Consider the following 22,578-nt stretch of genomic DNA (forward strand, 5'->3'; position numbering starts at 1 on the left):
ATTTCCTTAAAATAAAAAAGTATACCTTATTACGTTTTTATATTGCCTGTTTTGTCGCAATATTTGATTTTTTACGTGAATTAAATGTTAACAAATGCGGGGTGTGGTCAGTTTTTTAGATGGTTTTTGTTTAAAAGCTAGGCACAAGATCACATCTTCTTTAATTGCTTGTTTATCATTAGGTTATTTCTTTTTACTAATGATGGGTCTCTCAGAATCGAGACACGTCTAGTTAGTGTAAAAAGGAATGATAAATGCACAAACACAGCTCTCTTGCGTTGATTATCGGCGCGCTTTTCCACACCTCCGGGGCGTGGGCGATGGCAAAAGTGCCTGAGCCTGTCGAGCCCGATCCAGACCCACAAGCTTGTGTGGCGTTAACGGGCAATGAGCCTGTTGATATTAGTCGCACCAGTGCAGAGCGTTGTTTGCCGGGCGACGACCCATTTACAGCACAGCAGTGGCACCTACTCAACAGTGGTCAAAAAGCCTTTGCCCGCGAAGGTGGGCAAGCGGGGAACGACCTAAACCTTTGGTGGGCTCACCGACAGGCTATTCTGGGCCAAAACGTCAATGTCGCTGTTGTCGATGATGGGTTGGAGATTGGTCACCCAGACTTGGCCGCCAATGTCCGAGCAGGTAAATCTTACGATTTTGTCGAGCGTGACAATGACCCGACGCCAGAAGGCTGGAGTAATCGTGATACCGCACACGGTACTTCGGTGGCTGGCATCATCGCCGCAGTGCGAGATAACGGCCTTGGCGGTATGGGGGTTGCGCCGCTTGCCAACCTGCAAGGGTATAACTACCTCGCTTATCAAAGCCAAAATGCATGGGAGATCAGCCATGGTCGCGAAGGCTATTCGGATGATGTCCGCATATTCAACCAAAGCTATGGTGGTTCCGGGGTGCGCAGCTATCCCTACAGCGATGACCCAATGAGCTATGATGGTCGCCAGAATGCCCAATACAAAAAAATGAGCACGGAAGCCTTTGGCGGACTGGGGGCGGTATTCATCAAATCAGCGGGAAATGGTTATAAGCGTACTTCGTTTAATCGTGAGCGCTTCGGTCCTGTCGACGAGAACCACGGGTTGCCTTGGCAGAACAGCAACCAATCGTCTGATAATGCGAACTATTGGAACGTCACGGTCAGCGCGCTCAATGCAGACGGCGAACGTTCTTCCTACTCGTCGGTCGGGAGCAATGTGTTCCTGACTGCACCGGGTGGGGAGTATGGCACCAATAAACCCGCTCATATCACCACGGACCTCACCGGTTGTACGATGGGATATAACCGTGATGATAGTATTCCTTACGATTCGCACGACCTGCACGGTGGCACGGAGATAGATAACACCTGTGATTTCAACAGCGTGATGAACGGGACCTCCTCGGCGGCGCCAAATACCTCAGGGGCATTTGCGTTGATGATGTCAGCTTATCCAAATTTGTCGCAGCGCGATATTCGTCACCTATTAGCGACGACCGCGACACGGGTTGATGCAGACGATGCAGATGTTCTTTTAACCTATCAAACAGCACGTGGTGGTGAGCGCACGGTGACTGGCCTAGAGGGCTGGAAACAAAATGCTGCGGGGCGTTGGTATAGCCCAACCTACGGGTTTGGTTTGATTGATGTCAATGCGGCACTCGATGCGGCGAAGACATATCAGCCACTTCCTGCACAAGTGTTCACGGATTGGGCGTGGTCTTATCACAACCAAGAGGGTGAAACTGGGCTTGCGATAGCCGATGCTGGGGCGGTAGCGACAGCAGACAGTGTGCAAGTAGCCGATAACCTCACTATCGAGGCGGTACAAGTGCGTACCTCGATTGAGCACAGCCGTATGTCTGATTTGCTCATCGAGTTAGAGTCGCCCTCAGGGACTCGCAGCGTATTGATGTCACCACGTAACAGTATGCTGTCCAACACCTTGGATCCCACCTATCCAGAAGGTTTTACCGACCATTTAATGCTATCGCACAAATTTAATGGTGAAGCATCGCAAGGTCAGTGGACGCTCTATGTCACGGATACTGACGGTGATACACGCCAGTACACCTTAGGTGGCGAGGTTAAATCCATGCCCAACAACCGCGATGATGGCAAACTAACCCAATGGTCACTGCGTGTTATCGGTCACCGTGGTTAATAGGAGACGAAGTATGAAAAAGATGATCTCAGCACTCGCTATCATGGGCTTTAGCTTGAGTGTTAGCGCAGGTAGCGTGCAATTGAACGGCCAAGACTACGTGGTGGTGGATACGGCCAACAGCGCTCGCAGCATGAGCGGTGAACAAATGGGCGTGATGGTTGGCGATAAGGTCGCTGTATCCGCGCAAAGCACGCCTTTGACTGTTACTGGCTCTATTTTGGTCAAAGCGACCGAAGCGCACGCGAGTGAGCTGGCTCAAAAATACGGTTTAAGTTTGGTAAGTTACCTAGAGGGCGTTGCCCTACTTGAAGCCACACCGGGCACCAATGTGGCAGAACTTGAAAAAGCCTTGAACCAAGAGCTAGATACCCCCGTCAACTTAGAGCTCAACCCACAAAACCAACGCCCCCAATAATGGTGTTGTGGTGATCCCTAGCCCGCCGTCATGGCGGGCTTTTTTTATCATGCGCTTTGTTGGTATTTGCAGTGAAAAGTGTGGTCTCATTCGCCAACCAACCATTTTGTTACTAGTTATTCCAGATTGTTCATAACTTTTACATGAGCTGAATTCCGCTACTTGCTATGATTTGTCGCCAATTCGCTACAAAAATGCAGATAAATCATCATTATGCAGCTATGACGCTGTGATTAGGGAAAAGACAATGTGGAAAACCCTTAGACATTCTTTGCCATTGCAAATTGCAGTGGCGGCCGCACTAGCTTGGCTGGTGGGCACGGTATTCGGCCCCATTGAGAACGCGGAACAGACCACTTGGTATCCGTTACTTATGCTTGCCAAGGTCAGCTATATCGGTCTACTCAAAGCCGTGGTCGGCGTGATGGTATTGCTCTCGTTACTGGAAGGGATCAGTAATATTGGCAATGTGGTTCGCCTTAAGCGCCTAGGTGGTGCAACACTTTTGTTTTACGGTTTTACCACCACCATCGCGATCACCATTGGCCTTGGCGCAGCACTCATGATGCCCGAATGGCAACCGCTCACTAATGCGCCGCCTGTGGATGAGAGCATTAGCTTTATCAACCAAGATGCTGCGGGTGCTGGAGCCATTGCCACCAAACTTATTAATATGGCGTTGGTGAATCCGTTTGCCGCGGTGACTCAGGGTAACCTGTTGGCGATTGTGGTGTTCACCATTTTGTTCGGCATTTCGCTGATTGTCGCACTGCCAGAGTCGCACCCATTATTCGAGACCATTCGCGGGCTGAATAAAGGCATTAACACCATGGTGGCAGGCATTATCAAGCTGGCGCCATTTGCAGTGTTTGCGATTGTCTTCCAGTTCTCCCACAAAGGGGATAACGATCTATTCGGTCAGCTATTTAGCTTCGCTGCTTTGGTATTTGGACTGACGATGGTCCATGCATTGATCGTGTTGCCGCTTATTGCACGCGTTGCTGGTGGTATTGGTTTTGTGAGTCTGTTTCGCGCCATTTCTGCACCGCTGGCGATGGCGTTTGCCACTTCATCCAGTGCTGCGACACTGCCTGTATCGATGCAGGCTGCCAAAGAAGAGCTTAAGGTTACCCCGTCGACCGCGAGCATGGTCTTGCCGTTGGGCGCGGTGATGAACATGGATGGCACCGCGTTATTTGAAGGCATTGCTGCGGTGTTCCTCGCACAATTGTTCGGGATTGACCTGTCGACGACCGGCATTGTGATGATCTTTATTATGGCGATGGTTTCGTCGGTAGGCGCGCCGGGCATGCCTTCAGGCTCGATGTCGGGTATGCAGTTAGTGTTGCTGGCTGCCGGTATTCCACTGGAAGCCATTGCTATTTTGCTGATCATTGAGCGCCCACTCGACACTTTCCGTACCGCGGTCAATGTGCAAGGCGATTTGATTGGTGCCACGGTGATTGATAAGTGGCAAAAGCGCTTTGGCTAATAGCCTCATCGCAAAAAACCGCTCCCAACCACGGAGCGGTTTTTTTAGCCCTCTTCAATCACATGAAAGGCGCGGTATTCGTCGAATGCGTATTGGTCCGTCATACCGCTGATATAGTCAATTAGCAGGCGAGTACGAAAATAGAACTCACGCGCAGTGGCAGAAGGGATCTGCTCCGCCAGGGCCTGTTTTTGTACTGCGTCACGATAGGCTTTTTTATGTTTTTCAGGCAGTTTTTTAAATAGCCGCTGGGTGTATATCGACGCCTGTGGCTTGACCGGCTCGCCATTAACTAAGGCTGTAAACACCTCACTGGGCAAGGTGAGGAGTGGACGATAGATGCTCATCAAACCATGGATGACGCGGTAGCCTTGTAGCTCGCGGCGTTCCACTTCAGGGTGACAAAAGGCATGCGCTTTGGCGACGTTTTTAAAGGTTTGTACAAGTAAATGATTGACGCTGTTATCTTCAATTAGCGCGTGATTAAAGGTGCCATCAATGACGGCGGGCAAATGGTCGACAAAGCGTTGGGCGGCATGGCGAGGCAAGCGTTTATTGACCTCCACACGCAAGAAGACAAAAAACTGACTGTCACTGCCGTGGCTGCGCTTTTCCGCATTCTCTAACATGGTCGCCATGGTGTTGTCGTCATGCTCCTCACTGGCTTGGGTAAGCTGTACAAAGGTTGCCTTTAGGGCCGCTTTCAAATCCGCGAGAGTCAGTACGCCTTTTTCAACGGCGTCTTCTAAATCGGCAATGCCATAAGAAATATCATCGGCCGCTTCCATGATGTAACTGACTGGGGCACGACAGCCGGGCGAGATGGCGAGCGTTTTTTGCAAATCGCCAATGTACGCGTGTTCACTGAGAAAATAGCCGACTTTCTTTTTAAGGTACGCGCGGTCGTCGTCATCTGCAGGTTTCGGCTCGCTACCACACCGAGTGTATTTAAGAATGCCGGAGACTTGCGAATAGGTGAGGTTCAGCTGTTGTAAGGTATGGATCAGCCGTATGCCTTGTGCATTGCCTTCAAAATGACAGAGATCGCGCTGTACCGACTCAGGCAGTTCGTCGTTAAAATGTTGGCGATAGATATAAGGGACGTGTTCACTGAGCCAATCACTGAGCGCTTGCTCGCCAAAGTGTCCGAACGGTGGATTACCTATGTCGTGCATCAGGCACGCCATCTCAACCAAGGTTTCCAAGCAGCGGTCGAGCGGGGGAGCGAGTTGCGAGGCAGACAGCTTGTCGGCAATCAGTTGACTGATATAGCGCCCGACTTGCTGGACCTCTAAAGAGTGGGTGAGACGGCTGCGCACCGCGGCATTGCGTTCAAGTGGAAAAACTTGGGTTTTTTGTTGCAAACGGCGTACAGCGGCAGAGTTAATGATCCGTCCACGATCGCTTTCAAACTGCTTCATTAAATCGCCGTTTGTTTGCGTTCTAAAAGGCCGATCTGGACGGATTTTTTGCTCAAAATTCACAGTCATCATGACACCCAGCTTGTCCACTTTTTAAGATAGAGTGCGGCGGATTTCACTGACTGTCAATCCGCCGCTTGGCATAGCAAGACGGCGGCGACATAGATTAATGCATATACATCTGCGCCGAGCGGGCAGGAATGGTGATGGTGTGAAAATCCGATGAGATGGTGGTGGTCGCATCACTCAAAACATCATAATAAGGACGATACCAATTCAGAGGGTATTCGCGTGTATCCATGGTATAAGATTGGGGCTCGTCACACTTATTGATCGCCACAATACCGGCTTGGTCGCGCTTAAATAACAGCAGACATTGGGTGCTGCCAATCACCGTCATTGACTTGCCGTGCATTGCATTATGAAAGCGGAGCATGGCCTTCATCGCAGGTTGCTTCCACACGCCTTGCCACCGGCCGTTATCTTTGTCTTCGCCTGCAGAAAGCTCATCACTATAGATCAGCGGACTCCCTCCGTCTTTGCCAAGAATATAGGCATAGGCGAGTGCTTCATCAGTGGGATCCATGATTTGGTAGCGAAAGCCATCGTTAGTCGGTATGTCGTGGGTAATGGTAAAGGTGATCGCTCGGTGTTTATCCAGCGCTTGACCAACACTTTCAGGATGATGCAACTGAGTGAGGCTACCTTGGAACGAAAACGCGCGACGGATTTGCGAGAATAAAGGAAAGTCATAAGCGCTATGGGTGGTTTGTTGTAAATAAGGCAAAAGAAACGCCTCATAGCTTTGGTCGCCGGCCCCACCACTGGTGATCACTTCGCCAAAAATATGCATGCCTTCACGAATGGCATCCGTAAAGACCTGATTGATGTGATACATGCTCATGTGTTTGACTGCATCGACCCGAAACCCTTTCACACCCATCACTTTTAGCGCTGATAAATATGCACGCTGTTGCTCCACCACCCACTGATTCGGATCCAAATCGGGTAAGCCTACATCTCCCTCTCCACCGCACAAACGCCAATATTGCACATGGCCTGGGTCATGCCACTGAGTGATACAGCCTTCTGGATGAAAGTCCATGCTGGAAAACAAATGCTGCGAGAGCTGTCCAAACAGTGTTTGCTGCTCGAACGCTTCTTGGTTTTGCGCATAGTGTTCTAAGACCTGTGCGCTGGGGTAATTAAGATCGTCACGTAATCCGCTTTCATTCGCCATATGGTTGAGCACCACATCGGCATAAACAGCCACACCATGCTGGCCGAGGGCTGCAATCATAGCTTGAAAGTCTTGCTTATTGCCTAATGGAGAGTCGATAACACGTAGATCTTGAGGCTGATAGCGTGCCCACCACTCTGTGCCAGACGACTTCATAGCTGGCGCCACTAACACCTTCTTGTAACCAGCTTCAGCAATGTGCTCCGCTCTTGCTTCTACAAGCTGATACGGCCAATTAAAAGCATGGAGAATAGCCTCTGCATGTGCTGTGGCTGAATAGATAAACAGGCTGATTGCTAATGCGAATGGATAGTTTCTTTTCATTATAAGGGCCTCGTTATTGGATTCCCTTTAATGCTATTAATATATTTCTTTTTAAGAAGAGAGGTTGGGAGGATTAGGAAGAATGGTCACGCTCTGTAGGGGATAAAATACTCAAATATTGAAGTGTTTATCAAAAGTGATATTGAGAAAAACTATTATGGCTTTTGTAATATAAGTATTGAGCACTGCAGGCAAATAAGGCAGTGAATTTGCCTGCAGTGTAGCGGTATTACTTAATGGTAAACCCTAAGTAGGCTTGGAACTCATTATTATCAAAGATATCTTTGTCGTTTGCAGTACCTTTGGAGTCCTTATATTCCCAGTTAAAGGCTTCATAAGAAACACCAGCGTGCCAAGAGAAATGCTCGTTTACTTCTTTCTTGAATTCGAATTCAGGCTGAATATGTGCAAGTGCAATTGTTGAGTCTGAATCTGGTGTAAAATAAGCTTCAACATAGTTTTCGATATTGAATGAAAAGCCTGCCGCCAATGGTAACGAGTACGTTAGATAGTTTTCGGTACCAATTTGATAGTCGTACTCTTCTTCAGCGGTATCATAATAATTGAAGTTATACCATGCTAAGTCTAGGCTCCAGTGCTCGGAGAGGTCACCCGAGAGATAGAAGTTAGTTTCTACGCCACTTTTATTTTGTAGGCTATCGTCATTATCGTTACCTACCTGCGCCCAAAGCTCGATACCAAATGAAAAGTCTTTGCCTCCTAGCGTTACATCTTTACTGAAGTAAGGAGCGAAAATGTACTGTTTGGTATCACTTGAGTTAGATTCATCACTAGCAACCCAAGAGGCGTCATATCGAAACAAATAATAAAGAGTGGTGTCGAAGCCAGCGAATTCACCTGCTTTTTGTGCGATACCAAACTGGGTGTCCCATCCTTCTTTTCTTGCCGATCCTTCGTTTTTGACGAAGTCTTTATCGACGTCAAACAGGAAGCTATAATCGTCGCTAAGTTTATACGAGCCTTTACCAATGGTGACCTCTGTTTTGGTCAGGCCATTTTCATAGTCGTTTACTTTAACTTCACTCGTAAGAGAGCCAAGTTCTGCAGAAAAAGCGGAGGAGCTTGCGATAGATACAGCAACGGCTAGTGCTGCTTTTTTGATAGTGTTACTCACTTTAAAGTATCCCTTCTTAATTGGATCGATTCCTGCCGCGTTATAATTATCAATAATAATCCCAAGTGAAGTCTGTCACGATTTTCATGACAAAAGCTTGGTAATTATTCGCACCATATCGATGCGAATAGCGACAGTCCGTTTCAATATATTCGCAATCCCTGAACTGAGTTTTGAATAACATTCTCAGCTGCGAACATTTTCAATGCTAGCAATGTGCCATTGGCATGACAATAGTATTAATATTGAGTTAACTATCAGCTAGAATTTTTGCTCTAAATTCGTATCGCTACAAGGTAACAATCACTGTTCAGGATTCATTCAGGTTGCACAATTCACCAATAATACATCAAAAAAAAGTTCTATCCGCTATGCAATGAAATGTTTAGCAATCGATTACTCGAGCATTAATTGATTATCTAGTGAACTATGAGAATGTGAATGGGTAATTATTCACTGCTATTTCGGTCTTGGTGAATTTATATGCCGATTAATGGGAGAGTTGGGGTATATATGAAAGATAAAAGGATATTTATCCATTACTATAGTTATAGCGTTTACATAATAACGTTATCTGGTAGTAAGCTGAGTCGATAATCAGCCAATAAAAAAGACGCCTTAAAGGCGTCTTTTCCAATCGATTGGTGGAGCTGGCGGGAGGCTAGTTGCCAAAACGCTTTTTTCATCCAAGATGCTGATTTTATTGCTTTTGTTTCTTTTTCTTTCTAGTGTGATACCGGAATTGTCGACAATTGTAGCCCACTTTTGTATGTGAGTGAAAGAGGCGAGATAAGAGTTTGTCTAGCTGTCGGTGCAGTGAGTCTTAAATCACAGCACAAGTCACTAGTTGATGCTTTAATGAGCAAGCATTTGTATATGGCTGTTGCATCTGCTTGTTCACTTAAGCGCATATGAGGAGAGACAAATGGACTTTATTGAGCGACTGCAAGCGTTATCGAAAAAGGTGGGGCAGCTAGCTGATTCAATAGAAACAGAAGAGGCGACAAAGACAGCTTTGGTGATGCCGTTTCTTCATAATGTACTTGGCTACGACATCTTTGACCCCAGCGAAGTTATCCCCGAGTTCACCGCTGACACAGGTACTAAGAAGGGTGAGAAGGTCGATTACGCTCTAATGAAAGATGGTGAAGTGCAGATCCTAATAGAGTGCAAAAAGGTAAATGAAACGCTCTCACCAAAGCATTCTAGTCAGCTTTACCGCTATTTCTCTGTTACTAATGCTCGCATTGCTATCCTAACCAACGGATGTGAATACCAGTTCTTCACAGATCTTGATGCACCAAACAAAATGGACAATAAGCCTTTCTTGGTACTGGATATGTCGGAAGTTGATGAGCATGTGGTGCCCGAGCTTAAAAAATTGACTAAGACGTCCTTTGATGTTGATTCAGTAGTAGATGCAGCAGGAGAGTTGAAGTACTTGAATCAGATAAAGAAAGTACTGTCTGAACAGTTTCAGGATCCAGAAGAGGACTTTGTGAAACTGCTCACCTCTAAGGTTTATGATGGAATACAAACAGTTAAAGTCAAAGCTCAGTTTACAGAGATAACGAAGAAAGCCCTCAAACAGTTTCTGAACGACAGCATCAATGCAAGGTTGAAGTATGCAATCGGCAGTGAGGAGAGAGAGTCGGTCTCAGCTGAGAGCAAAGGTGAACAAGGTGATGTTAACCTTGTGGATGAAGATGATGGCAATCCGAAGATTGTGACGACAGAAGAGGAGTTAGATGGCTACAATGTCGTGAAAGCTATTCTACGTGAAAAAGTAGAGGTGTCTCGCGTTGCACACCGTGATACTCAAAGCTACTTTGGTATCTTGCTCGACGATAACAACCGTAAACCTCTATGCCGCTTACACTTTAACGGTCGCCAGAAATACATTGGTCTATTCGACGCAAACAAGAAAGAAACTAAGAATCCGATTGATAGTGTTGATGACATATTCCAATACGCAGGGCAGCTTAAAGCTTCTATAGATCTGTACGAATAAAATATTTTGAGCGCTAGGCTATAATGGTTATTCACCTAGCGCTCTAGATTATATGAATTAGCTATGCTTCTGGTGGCGCTTTATTTTTGGCAGTATTCGCTTTATGTTAATTATATAGCCTATCAGAGTTGTTTCTTTTCATGCTTGAGAATCTATTATCTCGACAACGCTTTTGAGTGAGGTTGATGTCATATGTGTGTACCGCGCAGTCATAACAGGTGTTTTGTGACCAATCCATAACATTCTTTTGGAATCATTTACATCTAACTCTGCTAATCTGGTAGCGCAAGTATGGCGCATCATATGAGGGACAAATTCTTTCTCTTTATCAAACCCTAGAGACTTTTTCATAACCTTCCATTGCCAACTAAGACGGTCTTGAGTCAGATTGAATATATTTTCTTCTGGGCTGCACATGTTTTGATACCTTCGTTTAAAGACATGTCGGGAACGTTTTGTTAGAGGAACGGTTCGGAATTCGTCATTTTTAGAGTTTCGTATAAAAATAGACTCACTATCTAGTCTGTAGTCTGACCATGTAAGCCTCATAAGTTCACCAACTCTAGCACCAGTGTCGATTGCTACCATCACAAAATCAGCCATAAGGGTATTACCTTTCTTATGAAAGAAACTTATTACCTTCTCTTCTTCTTCCTTACTAAGTATGCGAGTTCTAGCGTTAGAGTATTTTTGCCAAGGGAAATCCGGTACATGTGGTATGTAGTCAAGCATGACAGCGTGTCTCAGTACTACCCTCAGCTTGCTCAAATTTCTATTTATAGTTGCATTAGATAAGTTTTTAGCTTGTAAATAACCAACGTAATCAACGAGTCTTCTTGGCGTGATATCACTTGGTGGTGTTGAATATCCAAAATGTTTGATGACATTCTCTGCTTTTCTTTTTGTTGCTTTGTGGTCTTTTATATTTCTTGAGTTCCATCTCATTTCACAAGCGAAATCGTAAGCATCTTTTAGTGTTCCTAAAGGAGGAGAAGGTCTGGTTGTATACCTTGGGTCGAGTATAAAAATCTCACTGAAGTATAATTGCTTTTTAGGGTTTAGTTTAAGAAATCGCAATTGATTAATTAATTGTATGTAAAGCTCTCTATCACCCTGTCTGTTGATTGCTTCTCTTATGGCATCTCTTGGGTTGTTATTTTTTATGACAGAGGTTTCACCTTGACTGTAATATGATAGATAGTAGTTCGACCTCCCTTTCTTTAAGTTCATCCCGTAATAACTTAGCACTCTGTTTACATTGGTGTGTATTGGGTTTCTCATCATTTAATCCTCTTTTCGAGAGGCGCCTATATTTATTTTTATTTTTAAATTTTTAAACCTATGAAATTAATTTCAGCCACATGTGACATTTTATTTTCTAATATATTTTTTCTTTTAAATCAGTAGCATAGATTACAATTAGCGATGTTGTGTGTTAATATTTTTCATGTTTTTATTTCCGATTTGTTTTTTGTAAAAAATTCTCTTGTGACTTTAATTATATATGTGTTGTATAAATTCCCCCTATACCCCCTACTAGAAACTTCAGTATCTGACTTTATGGAATCGAAAATATCTTTAATAAGCAGTGACGACTCACTTGGAATGAGTGTTCTTTTTCTCTACTTCATGGGTTTATAAATGTTGCCTTTTGAACCTACCTCAAACAGCTACGGCAGGGTGGTCTATAAGTCCCGTTTGACAGTTTTAGACCTATATGGAATTATAAGCCCATCTTATAGACCAAGTAACAATTAAAAAATGGCTGTTATCGCGTATTACCGTGTTTCAACGGATGACCAAACCATCGAGAACCAAAGAAGAGAGCTAAATAAAACGTATCGAATAGACAAGGAGTTTGCTGATTGTGGTGTGAGTGGGACAGTCTGTGCTGAGAAGAGGCCAGAATTTAAGAAACTGCTCGACTATGTGCGTGAAGGAGACACGCTTGTGACGGTCGATCTTGATAGATTGGGCAGAGACAGCATTGACGTACAAAACACCGTGAGAGAGCTTCTGAGAGGCGGTGTGAACGTCATTGTGACAAGGCTGGGGGTAGACCTCAGCACAGATGCAGGAGAGCTTCTGGTGACCATTCTGTCCAAGGTTGCAGAGATGGAAAGAAGGAAGATGTTAGAGCGCTCAAACGCAGGCAGAGAGCGTGCAAAGGCAGAAGGTAAGCATATGGGTCGCCCTCACACTATAAGCAAAGAGCAGGTGCATGAGCTTCGCTCAAAGGGGTACTCTATTAATGCCACAGCCGAGGCTTTGGGGTGCTCTGTGTCGTCGGTTAAGAGACTGCAGAAGTTATAATATAAATATCTTTATATTAGATGTATTAGTTTTTACAAAAAGGAAAAAAGATGTCTGATTCAGGTAATGAGGTTTGTTACTCAAAAGATTTTTTCATTCCACCAGAAGATTGGTTGTCTTGGCCTGATGAAAAGTTTAATCAATGGCGTTCAGACAATGATTTTCCTCGTCTCGTTGAGTTCTTTTACAATGCTTTGCCTAACTTCCATGACTGGATCGGAGAGCAGGATGAGATATCTACTTCTGACCTTGTTAAATATGGACCTGCTCGATTTTTACGTAATTATGGCTGTAATGCTGTTTGTGTTGAGTATGATAATAGCATTGGTTATTTTATGGGAAGACACTATCCTCCGAATTTATTAGTGTCTTTCTATACAGTGAAAACTGAGCGTCGGCACACTAAAACAATAAAAAGGAAAGAGTATACTAGCTATTTGGACTGGGCGGAGGAGAAAGGGCTGTTCGATAAGGATTCTATAAAAAGGTTTCTTGCACCATCTAAAAGTACAGCAAAAAACTCAGATTTGCACGGCAGTGAACATTATATTTCTTTCAACTGCTCTCCTCACACGGCAGCTAGGAGCCATCAAGGACTAGATGCTCTACCAGAAGATAGCGTCCCGTCTTTTAAAATTCTAAAACTTGGAGGAGATGAGATTGTCGAAGTTAACGGTGGTGTTTTAGGACAGAAAAACCTAGAGTTCACAAATTTAGATAATTTATCTTTGGTCTCTCCTATAATAACTAGTTTTCAAAGCTTTATGTTTTGCTGTATGCAAAATTTTTCGATAGAAAAAGGTGTTTTTCACGCTGCTTCTTTTTATAGGTGTGCATTTAACATGAGGATCGATAGAGGAGGTTTGGGGGAGTGTGAGTTTGATTTGTGTGGAGGCATTATAAAGCTTCACCGCTCATCTATCAGCGGATCAACTATTAAAGGGGAAGCATTTCTTTTTGATTTCGATAACTCTGAAGTGTCAAATTGTTTTTTTGCTTACAAGCCGCTACTTGAATCGTCACCAAGTAGAGAGCTCCTGTTAAATAGGAAAGTGAAGATGATGTATGCGAGGCAGGGGCACTTTGATTTGGCTGGCGAGCATTTTTTTAAAGAAAAAAGGGCTCAAAGAAAAGAGCTTTGGAATAAGTTCAATTCAGATAAAATAACCTACTCCCCAAAGGAGAAACTGTCAGCAATGTTCGGTTCCGGCTGGATGTTTGTTAAAGAAGTCTATTGGGGGTATGGGGAGCGGCCTTTTAATGTCATTAAATCATCTGTCTTTCTGGTTCTTTTGATGTCTTTTTTTAATTTCCTTTCCAGCTCTTCAATCACTCATTTTGACTTGTTAAGCTCATTCTTGATGGCGTTGAATTCATACTTGAACATAGGGGGAGAAGATGCTCGTTATACTAGCGATGTTATGCGGTTTATTGATGCTTTTATGTCAGTGTTAGGGTTGCTGTCTGTCGGCCTCTTTGTGTCATCGTTGTCATCTAAGGCAAAGAACTATAATTAAAACCTCTCTTTTAAGAGCTTTAATTATCGAGTTTATGTGCTTTTTATAACGTCGATACTTACCTTGGTCTTTTCTCGATAGAACATTTACAACGCCTAATTGAAGAGCCCAAGGAAAACTTTTAGATATACATTAAGAGTCAGTCTCACTGCCACCCCTTCTCAGGCTCTTTCTCATCAGAAGCCTCTGTCTCATCAATACATTTACAACGTCTAATTGAAGAACCCAAGGAAAAACTCTTAGATATACATTAAGAGTCCTATGTGACACCACCACTGCTGCTCTAGACGTAGCAGATACTAAATAGACCACCAGCACAACACTGTCGCACCTTTGCTTACATGGATAAGTAGCTAAGTAGAGCGACTCTGCGTTGACTGTTATTTCACTTGATAGAAGGAATTATTATTGTGAGCAGCAGTCGACTAGAGTGTGTCTGAGCTTTATGGTCTAGGTGCTAGTGAGATATTGCATGGACACAACCAAGAGGAAAGTTTTAGGTATATTAGCATTGCTGGTCTGAATACTGTTATCTGCTTTAGTAAGCTAGGCGGTGATAGCTGGAACAAGTCTGACTCTGCATGGCATATCTGTGCTTTAAGTTTCTCTTCGAGCACTGCGTTAAAAGAGTGGTCTAGGTATCATAACGACTTAGGTGAATGCCTGAGAGACTGTGTTGGGAGCAATCCCTAGCTGACGCTCTCATAAGAAGTGGTTTGGCTATATGTCTTAGGGTGCTGACTGATACACAACTTGATAACTATTGGTGGTGAAGCGTGGCCTAGTCGTGTAGACCGTCCTTTATGCTATCAAAATCGCTTTCGGACAATCCTAAGCTCTAAGCTTCGACACTCAGGGTATTCTGATTTTTCGGATTTCTTTCAGTCTCGAAAAGCATACCGTCAACCTAGATATCGCTGGCTAGACCGTTCTAATTCAGACCATAAAAAATCAAGGCCAGCGAGCTATATATTAACGACCAAATGTTTGTCGGATACTTTTTATCATAGTATATCTTTTCTACTATTCATGCCAAAAATAGAAGCACTGTTTAGGTGACTTATAGTCTGAACAATAACTAATTTTGTCTAGAGTTACACACATTTCGTAGGATAAAACGGTCGAGATTTTGAGCAGCGAACCTGCGAGCTGATTTTTGTAGGAGGCTTCATTTATACTATCGAGTCCCTGCAATCCCGTTTTGATAGCAAGCCAGTAACGCATTGCCTTAGGGTGAGTGAAATAAATAAAATTAGATATTTCCTTGTTATGAATATCGAGCTGCTCTTTAGAGTGAAGACCGACAGAAGTTAAGAGCTTGTCTCGAATTAAAACGCCTGATTGGTCTGGTTTATCTAGGTATTCTTCTAGGCGCTCCAAGTAGTAGTGAAGCTCTTTTTTGTTCTCAACAAGAAATGCTGTGTCATAGTAGTGTTTATCCATTTTATCTTGCGCTTTCTTTTGACGTGATAAGACCAATAAGGCGAGAAAGGCAATGAGCGGAGAATATACACCCGAAAAGAAAGCACCAAGCTCAGCCCAATCAGAATGTTTCCCCCAAAGCCCCAAACCGAACTTATACGCATAAAGAATTATGGGAGCACAAAACGCTAGTGTAGCAACGCTGCTTATTAGCTTTTCTTTATTATTTTTCTTTACTTAACATACCTATGAAAATCTGAACCAATAATCCTATGTTATATAGGTGAGTTATACTTGAGCAAACTTTTCACAATATACTGTGGCCTAACCCAAAACTTGCTCTGTCTGGTTTAAAAGCGTGCCCTCCCGAAGAAAGCGTAAAACAACGCAGACTAAGATTTTTATCTTGAGATGAGTTTTAATGGTCAGAACAGGGAGCTCTATAACTGTAACCCTCCCCAAAAAACTGGTCATTAGCAATTAGAGGTTTTCCGTTTACACTGAAACAAACGGAGAACGCATGATGAAAAAATCACGCTACACAGAAACACAAATCGTAAAGATCTTGAAGGAAGTCGAAGCAGGCCGAAAGGTCAACGAAGTCTGTCGCGAATATGGCATCTCTGATGCGACATACTACAACTGGAAGTCCAAGTATGGTGGGATGGAAGCGTCAGATGTTAAACGGCTTAAAGAGCTTGAGGATGAGAATCGGAGGCTCAAGCAAATGTTTGCCGACCTAAGCCTTGAGCACCGTATCGTTAAAGATATTCTGGAAAAAAAGCTGTAGGGCCAGCGGTTAAGCGCGAGCTTGTCGATTACGCTCGCAAACACTATCAGGTCAGTTTGCGAATGGCCTGCCGCGTAGTTGGCATTAGCGACTCAGTCTATCGTTACCGACCAGATCCGCATCGGGATGATGAGGTTATCGCGACGTTGCAGGACGCAGCAGAGCGTTATCCTGCCTACGGTTTTGGCAAATTATTTAAAGTACTTAGGCGCTGGGGACACCGATGGAATCATAAACGAGTCCATCGAGTGTACTGTTCGCTCAAGCTAAACCTACGGCGCAAGGGAAAAAAGCGCCTACCAAAACGAAATCCAACACCACTGGCATGTCCAGAGTCGATCAACAGTTGCTGGTCTATCGATTTCATGAGTGACTCTTTGCTCTGCGGCAGGCGCTTTCGTACGTTCAATGTCGTGGACGATTTCAACCGTGAGGTGCTAGCGATTGAAGTAGATCTCAATCTGCCAGCACCACGCATTATAAGGGTGCTAGAACGCATTATTTCTTGGCGAGGGTACCCCAGTAAGCTGCGCATGGATAATGGCCCTGAATTCATCTCGACCACGCTGGCTGAATGGGCGGAAGAGAACGCAATTGAGTTGGAATTTATTCGCCCAGGCAAACCAACGGAGAACTCCTATATAGAGCGATTTAACCGAACTTATCGGACAGAAATACTCAACATGTACGTGTTCAAAACCTTGAGTGAAGTCCGAGACCTGACAGAAAAATGGATGAAGGAATACAACGATGAACGCCCTCATGACTCACTCGATGATCTGACCCCTTGGGAGTATTTAGCAAGGCATGAAAGTAGGAAAAACTCTAATTTAGAGTGCCACTAAAACAGGGAGGGTTACAGTGTCCCGAGGAGACCAACTTTTCTGATGCCACTCAGGGTGAGCATTTCAGCTGTTGCATCAGCAATGTGCAGAATGGGAATACTGATGTGCGACTCAATCTGAGGTGCCACTTTATGCATGGTATTGGTGCATATCAGGAGAAAGTCAGCACCGCCGGTTTCAATCGATACTGCCGCATCTGATAGTATCTGAGCGGTTTTATCCCATAGCCCCTTGTGTTGGAGCTCCTCTATTTCAGCGAAATTAACGCTATACATACAAATCTTGGCTGAGCTTAAGCCACCCAAGCGTTCTTTGATGCCATGATTTATCGCTGTATAGTAGCTTACAGTCGACTCCCAGCTCATCCCGCCAAGCAATCCTATCGTTTTCATTTGAGGTCCTCACGTTGTATCTATGATGATCAAAACTACAAGCGTCAGGTGGTAAGAGATAGTACGTTTTTGACTATCTGAGAAAGTGCCTTGCGTATTGACTCGGGGTTACACCAATGACTCGTTTAAAGTGCTTGGTAAAATGGCTTTGGTCGTGAAACCCGCAGAGGTTTGAGACGTCCGCCAGTTGGTATCCTTGTCGTATCAACTTCTCGGCATACCGGATACGTGCTTGTAGTTGATATGCATGTGGTGGAAGACCAAATTCCTTATTGAACGCACGCACTAGATAATAAGGATTAAGGGAAACCATTTGGGCAAGGTCACTCAGAGAGATGTTGGTACTAGGAGAGTCGTCTAGAAAGTGCTTTACCATGCTTACTTTCTTAGTTGCCTTTTTCTCAACAGGGAGTTCGACTCTCCTTTTACCATGACTTCTCATCAAGCGAGTGAGTAGCGCGTAGAGGAGCGACTCTCTTAACAACTTGTTTTCCGATCTCTCTAAGACGGAGAAGACGTACCGGAACTGTTTAGCCAGTGCTTCATCATGCACTACAGCATCAGGAAAGTAGGGCGTATAGGTGTCAGTTCCGACGAGCTCGTGGCTTAACCGTTTAAAGTGCTCTGGTAAAGGATATAGTGCCTTGTAGGCCCAACCATCGTCGGTGTTGGCTTGGCCGTTATGAATATCATCCGCGTTGATTAAAATGATACTCCCAGTAGGTGCAAGGTTTTTACAGCCAGTTCTAAGAAACTTTTGGGTACCTCGTTCGATAACGCCAAAGGTGTAGCCCTCATGGCTGTGTCGAGAAAAACATTGTCTATGGTAACTCGCGTCCAGAATACCTATACCGCCAAGTTCCTGGTGGTATAGGTATTTTGCTGATTCTTTACAAGCACCAAGCTTTTTCATTTCGCCGCCTAAACCTTCATGTGTAGAGCATTATAAGCAAACCCTATACGTTCCCCTCGTGCCTGTATTGTACAAAATTGATTTAGATTCAAAGCGCTAAAAGTAAGAAATTGAATTTAATGATAAATTTAAACTGGAAGAATCATCTACTCACCACGTTTAAGGTAATGCTTGTAAGACATAGTGCCAGGTAGTGACACAATTTTTGTGTATTCAAAGACACGGCCGTCTTTTAGCAAACCGATAGATAGCACTTGAAGCAAGGGCGTTGATGGATCGATATCGAGGATCCGACACATTGACTCGCTCGGAAGGATGGCTTCGAAATCTTGGGACGCACCGTCGATATCAAGGCCTAGCTCCTCTTCGAGGTAGCGATATTTTGAGCCTTCTAAAGACATCACATTCATTCGAGGATAGAGTGATGCAGGCATGTAAGACTCTTCGTATACGGATGGCTTTCCATTTAGTAGCTTGAATCTTCGAATAAAATAGACTTTTTCTGTTTTCTCGACCTTTAGAAGCCGCACCAGCTCTTCGTCTGGATCAATGAGAGAGAACTCATCAATCTTGTATTCAAGCGTCGTGTTGGTACTTGAGAAGTACTCATTGGTGCTTTTCAGTGTCAGCAACGAGCCAACGACCGTTTTACCGATGATGCTTGTGCCAGCGCCTTGACGCTTTGCAACTAATCCTAGCTCAACCAACTCATCGATAGCATTACGTATAGTCACTCGGCTAACGCCATAATGTTCGCTGAGTGCTTTTTCTGTGGGGAGGATATCACCAACCTCGAACTCGTCTGAATTGATGCGTGAGCGTAAATCTTGCATCACTTTTTTATACAGCATCTTTCACCTCTCTAGTACACCTGCCAGATAATACAAAAAAAAGACAAATTAAGCGACCCTCCGACCCTAAAACACTGGTTTGTCTATTTATCAAGCAATGAGATCAATTTTTAGTACGTTTTTTGCCCTGTTTTTAGCTTTGTTGTATTTATTTGTATCCTGTCACGGTTTACTTATATTTTATTTGTATTGTTTTTGGGGCGGGTATAGGTTGTAGTTGTCAGAAGACAACAAAGCCTAAAAAAACATTACCAAGGAAGCTGCTTATGTTAAGTGCAATACAACGATTAGGCGGAGCAATGTTCACCCCTGTACTGCTATTCCCGTTTGTTGGGATACTGATTGGGTTAAGTATTGTTCTGAAAAACCCAGTGTTTGTCGGCGATCTTGCAGATAAAGAGGGCCTTTATTACCAAATACTAAAAGTCATCGAAGAAGGAGGGTGGACCATCTTCCGTAACATGGCGCTGCTTTTTGCTATCGGTTTACCCATAGGTCTTGCCAAAACAGCACATGCTCGAGCAGTGATGGTTGTGCTTGTGTCCTATCTGACGTTTAACTACTTCGTTAATGCAATGGGAGGCTTTTGGGGCGAGTTTTTTGGTGTTGATTTCTCACAGGCTATCGGCGGCACATCAGGACTCACAGAAGTGGCTGGTATCAAAACGCTCGATACCGGGATTTTTGGTGCCATCATTATCTCGTCTCTGATCACCTGGATCCACAATCGCACGTTTGAAAAAACATTGCCGGCCTATTTAGGTATCTTTCAAGGTGCGTCTTTTGTCGCCATGTTGTCATTCTTCGCGATGATCCCAGCAGCTTGGCTCACTCTTTATATTTGGCCTTCCATTCAGCAGGGCATCCTTAGTCTACAAACATTCATGTTGGAGTCAGGGTCGTTTGGCGTATGGCTATACACCTTTCTCGAACGCATTTTAATCCCAACTGGTCTGCATCACTTCATCTATACGCCGTTTGTCTTCGGTAACATCGCGACACCAAATGGCATCACCGCTGATTGGTTTATGAATCTCGAGAGTTTCACTCAATCGTCAACGGCGATGAAAGATCTCTTTCCCGCGGGAGGCTTTGCCTTGCACGGCAACTCGAAAGTCTTTGGTTGTGTTGGGATTGCCATGGCCATGTATGCCACTGCCAAAACCGAGAATCGTAAAAAGGTTGCTGCGCTTCTCATTCCCGCGACGCTCACGGCGATGCTAGTGGGTATCACTGAACCACTCGAATTTACGTTCCTTTTCATTGCACCTTGGCTGTTCGCCATTCATGCGCTCCTGGCTGGCACCATGGCGATGATGATGTATAGCTTCGGTGTCGTTGGAAACATGGGAGGAGGGTTAATCGAGTTCGTCACCGGGAACTGGATACCGCTACTTGGCAATCACACCAGTATGGTTGTGACTCAAATTCTGATTGGTCTGGCATTCACGCTTATCTACTTCGTCACCTTTAAGTTCTTGATTGAGAAATTTGATGTGCAAATTGCGGGGCGAGGCGATGCCGATCTCAAACTTCACACTAAAGATGACTTCAATAAAAAACACGGAATTACTGGCAAAGGTGGTCATGCAGTCAGCCCACTGCAAGTACAAGCGGCTGAAACCTTGGATGGTCTAGGTGGAACAGAAAACATTGTTGAGCTGAGTAACTGTGCAACACGTTTACGCGTAACGGTTGCCGACCCAAGTAAGGTTGCCTCTCCCGAGTTCTTTATGAATACCGGGGCGGTCAATGTGGTGACGAATGGCCAAGCTGTACAGGTCATTATTGGTCTCAACGTTCCCCAGCTTCGGGAAGAGTGCGAAAAAATCGTCGCTGTGCACCGAGGTGAAAAACAAGCAAAAAGGGAAGAGGACGCAGAGATTGCGCCAAACCCAGCCATTTAAAAATATATCTATCAAACACTTATAAACAAGCTATTCATTGGCAAATGATTCAAGCCAAATAAGAGAGGAAATGATGAAAAAAGAATTCTCAGTTGTTATCGCAGGCGGCGGCTCAACCTTCACCCCGGGTATTGTCATGATGCTACTGGAAAACCAAGATCGTTTTCCGATCCGTAAACTGAAATTCTACGACAACTTTGCATCTCGGCAGGAAACCGTGGCTGAAGCATGCAATATCTTACTACAAGAACGAGCGCCTCAAATCGAGTTCTCTTATACCATTGACCCAGAAGAAGCCTTTACGGATGTTGATTTTTGCATGGCGCATATTCGCGCTGGTCTTTACGCCATGCGAGAGCAAGATGAAAAAATCCCACTTCGTCATGGCTGTGTGGGCCAAGAAACGTGTGGTCCAGGTGGCATGGCTTATGGTCTACGCTCCATTCCTGCTGTGATTGAGCTTATCGACTACATGGAAAAGTACTCACCAAATGCATGGATGCTGAACTACTCCAACCCGGCAGCAATTGTTGCTGAAGCTTGTCGAGTGCTACGGCCTAATTCGAAAGTGCTTAATATCTGTGACATGCCGATTGGGATTGAGACCCGTATCGCTGAAATCTTGGGGTATGAAGACCGTAAACAGTTTGATGTGATGTACTACGGCCTGAACCACTTTGGATGGTGGAAAGAGTTTAAAGATGCCAAAACCGGCGAAGATCTCATGCCTCGGATTAAAGCGTATGTGAAAGAACATGGTTACTTGCCACCTAGCGCGATGAACGGTGCTCAGCATACCGACGAATCATGGAAGGATACGTTTATCAAAGTGCGTGATGTGTATGCGCTGGACCCAGAAACTATCCCAAACACATATCTTAAATACTATCTGTATCCTGATTATGTTGTGGAACACTCCGATAAAGTTTATACCCGTGCCAATGAAGTGATGGATGGACGCGAGAAAGAAGTGTTCACCGAATGCCATCGCATTATCGCAGCAGGGACAGCAAAGGACACCACCATCGAGGTTGAGGAACACGCATCGTACATCGTTGACTTAGCGACCGCGATTGCCTTTAACACCAAGGAAAGAATGTTGCTTATCGTCCCTAACAACGGGGCTATTAGTAACTTTGATCCAACAGCGATGGTTGAAATCCCTTGTATTGTCGATAATACAGGCGCAAAACCAATGCAAATCGGTGAAATCCCTGAATTCCAAAAAGGCATGATGAACCAACAGGTATCAGTTGAAAAGCTTGTTGTTCAAGCTCACGTTGAGGGCTCTTACCAGCGACTATGGCAAGCATTTACTTTGTCAGCCACAATTCCAAGTGCTTCAAAAGCCAAAGAAATTTTGGACGAAATGCTAGAGGTCAACAAAGAGTATTGGGTAGAACTCGGTTGATAAATACGTTCTAGGCTAGT

16 protein-coding genes and 1 pseudogene are annotated in these 22,578 nt (G+C 44.5%); 9 read left to right on the plus strand and 8 right to left on the minus strand.

The window, feature by feature from the left end:
- Positions 1 to 254 precede the first annotated feature (254 nt).
- From E8E00_RS02310 to E8E00_RS02320, 3 genes are all read left to right on the plus strand, one after another.
- Positions 255 to 2,156 carry a S8 family serine peptidase gene (locus E8E00_RS02310; RefSeq protein ID WP_096629766.1) on the plus strand — a complete coding sequence of 634 codons (1,902 nt, stop codon included), beginning with the start codon at positions 255 to 257 and terminating at the stop codon, positions 2,154 to 2,156.
- 13 nt (positions 2,157 to 2,169) lie between these two features.
- Positions 2,170 to 2,574, plus strand: coding sequence for a hypothetical protein (locus tag E8E00_RS02315; RefSeq protein ID WP_069589189.1), 405 nt, complete (start codon positions 2,170 to 2,172; stop codon positions 2,572 to 2,574).
- Positions 2,575 to 2,821: 247 nt separating this feature from the next.
- Positions 2,822 to 4,066 (plus strand): dicarboxylate/amino acid:cation symporter, encoded by a 1,245-nt coding sequence (locus tag E8E00_RS02320; RefSeq protein WP_077640211.1) that lies wholly within the window; start codon positions 2,822 to 2,824, stop codon positions 4,064 to 4,066.
- Between the two features lie 44 nt (positions 4,067 to 4,110).
- Here the strand turns inward: E8E00_RS02320 and dgt are convergent, their stop codons facing one another.
- The 3 genes from dgt to E8E00_RS02335 form a co-directional block, all read right to left on the minus strand.
- Complete coding sequence (dgt, locus tag E8E00_RS02325) at positions 4,111 to 5,559, minus strand: dGTPase (protein ID WP_205907375.1); 1,449 nt, start codon at positions 5,557 to 5,559, stop codon at positions 4,111 to 4,113.
- A 94-nt stretch (positions 5,560 to 5,653) separates the two neighbouring features.
- Entirely contained in the window at positions 5,654 to 7,051 is a 1,398-nt protein-coding gene (locus E8E00_RS02330; protein WP_096629763.1) for an alpha-amylase family protein, read from the minus strand.
- A gap of 229 nt (positions 7,052 to 7,280) precedes the next feature.
- Positions 7,281 to 8,186 carry a hypothetical protein gene (locus E8E00_RS02335; protein ID WP_096629761.1) on the minus strand — a complete coding sequence of 302 codons (906 nt, stop codon included), beginning with the start codon at positions 8,184 to 8,186 and terminating at the stop codon, positions 7,281 to 7,283.
- Between the two features lie 925 nt (positions 8,187 to 9,111).
- On the opposite strand from E8E00_RS02335, the gene E8E00_RS02340 reads away from it, so the two are divergent.
- The gene (locus E8E00_RS02340; RefSeq protein WP_077640202.1) at positions 9,112 to 10,197 is read left to right on the plus strand and encodes a type I restriction endonuclease; all 1,086 of its coding nucleotides are present in this window, start codon (positions 9,112 to 9,114) and stop codon (positions 10,195 to 10,197) included.
- A 138-nt stretch (positions 10,198 to 10,335) separates the two neighbouring features.
- Here E8E00_RS02340 and E8E00_RS02345 read toward each other — a convergent pair whose 3' ends face one another.
- A complete protein-coding gene (locus E8E00_RS02345; RefSeq protein ID WP_096629758.1) occupies positions 10,336 to 11,481 on the minus strand; it encodes a site-specific integrase in 1,146 nt (381 codons plus the stop codon).
- 477 nt (positions 11,482 to 11,958) lie between these two features.
- On the opposite strand from E8E00_RS02345, the gene E8E00_RS02350 reads away from it, so the two are divergent.
- A complete protein-coding gene (locus E8E00_RS02350; protein WP_096629755.1) occupies positions 11,959 to 12,510 on the plus strand; it encodes a recombinase family protein in 552 nt (183 codons plus the stop codon).
- A 50-nt stretch (positions 12,511 to 12,560) separates the two neighbouring features.
- Positions 12,561 to 14,027: a hypothetical protein gene (locus E8E00_RS02355; RefSeq protein ID WP_096629752.1), complete on the plus strand. Its 1,467-nt coding sequence runs from the start codon at positions 12,561 to 12,563 to the stop codon at positions 14,025 to 14,027.
- A gap of 1,023 nt (positions 14,028 to 15,050) precedes the next feature.
- Here the strand turns inward: E8E00_RS02355 and E8E00_RS02360 are convergent.
- Positions 15,051 to 15,596, minus strand: a complete 546-nt coding sequence (locus E8E00_RS02360; RefSeq protein ID WP_136588351.1) for a hypothetical protein — start codon at positions 15,594 to 15,596, stop codon at positions 15,051 to 15,053.
- Positions 15,597 to 15,972: 376 nt separating this feature from the next.
- On the opposite strand from E8E00_RS02360, the gene E8E00_RS02365 reads away from it, so the two are divergent.
- Positions 15,973 to 17,084, plus strand: a protein-coding gene (locus tag E8E00_RS02365) for an IS3 family transposase (protein WP_305794216.1) whose coding sequence is annotated in 2 segments (ribosomal slippage) — positions 15,973 to 16,225 and positions 16,225 to 17,084 — 1,113 coding nt in all. Because the reading frame shifts where the segments join, the coding sequence is not laid out codon by codon here.
- A 17-nt stretch (positions 17,085 to 17,101) separates the two neighbouring features.
- Here E8E00_RS02365 and E8E00_RS02370 read toward each other — a convergent pair.
- From E8E00_RS02370 to E8E00_RS02380, 3 genes and pseudogenes are all read right to left on the minus strand, one after another.
- Positions 17,102 to 17,476 (minus strand): annotated as a pseudogene (locus E8E00_RS02370) (aspartate/glutamate racemase family protein); the annotation flags it as partial.
- Positions 17,477 to 17,549: 73 nt separating this feature from the next.
- Positions 17,550 to 18,389, minus strand: coding sequence for an AraC family transcriptional regulator (locus E8E00_RS02375; RefSeq protein ID WP_096629743.1), 840 nt, complete (start codon positions 18,387 to 18,389; stop codon positions 17,550 to 17,552).
- Positions 18,390 to 18,535: 146 nt separating this feature from the next.
- The gene (locus tag E8E00_RS02380; RefSeq protein WP_096629740.1) at positions 18,536 to 19,240 is read right to left on the minus strand and encodes a GntR family transcriptional regulator; all 705 of its coding nucleotides are present in this window, start codon (positions 19,238 to 19,240) and stop codon (positions 18,536 to 18,538) included.
- Between the two features lie 266 nt (positions 19,241 to 19,506).
- On the opposite strand from E8E00_RS02380, the gene E8E00_RS02385 reads away from it, so the two are divergent.
- Together E8E00_RS02385 and E8E00_RS02390 are read left to right on the plus strand one after the other, a co-directional pair.
- Positions 19,507 to 21,147, plus strand: a complete 1,641-nt coding sequence (locus E8E00_RS02385; RefSeq protein WP_096629737.1) for an alpha-glucoside-specific PTS transporter subunit IIBC — start codon at positions 19,507 to 19,509, stop codon at positions 21,145 to 21,147.
- 70 nt (positions 21,148 to 21,217) lie between these two features.
- On the plus strand, positions 21,218 to 22,558 hold the full coding sequence (locus tag E8E00_RS02390; protein WP_240531908.1) for a 6-phospho-alpha-glucosidase: 1,341 nt from the start codon (positions 21,218 to 21,220) through the stop codon (positions 22,556 to 22,558).
- Positions 22,559 to 22,578 lie beyond the last annotated feature (20 nt).

It is taken from the genome of Salinivibrio sp. YCSC6 (genome assembly GCF_004916735.1).
Classification (GTDB): domain Bacteria; phylum Pseudomonadota; class Gammaproteobacteria; order Enterobacterales; family Vibrionaceae; genus Salinivibrio; species Salinivibrio proteolyticus.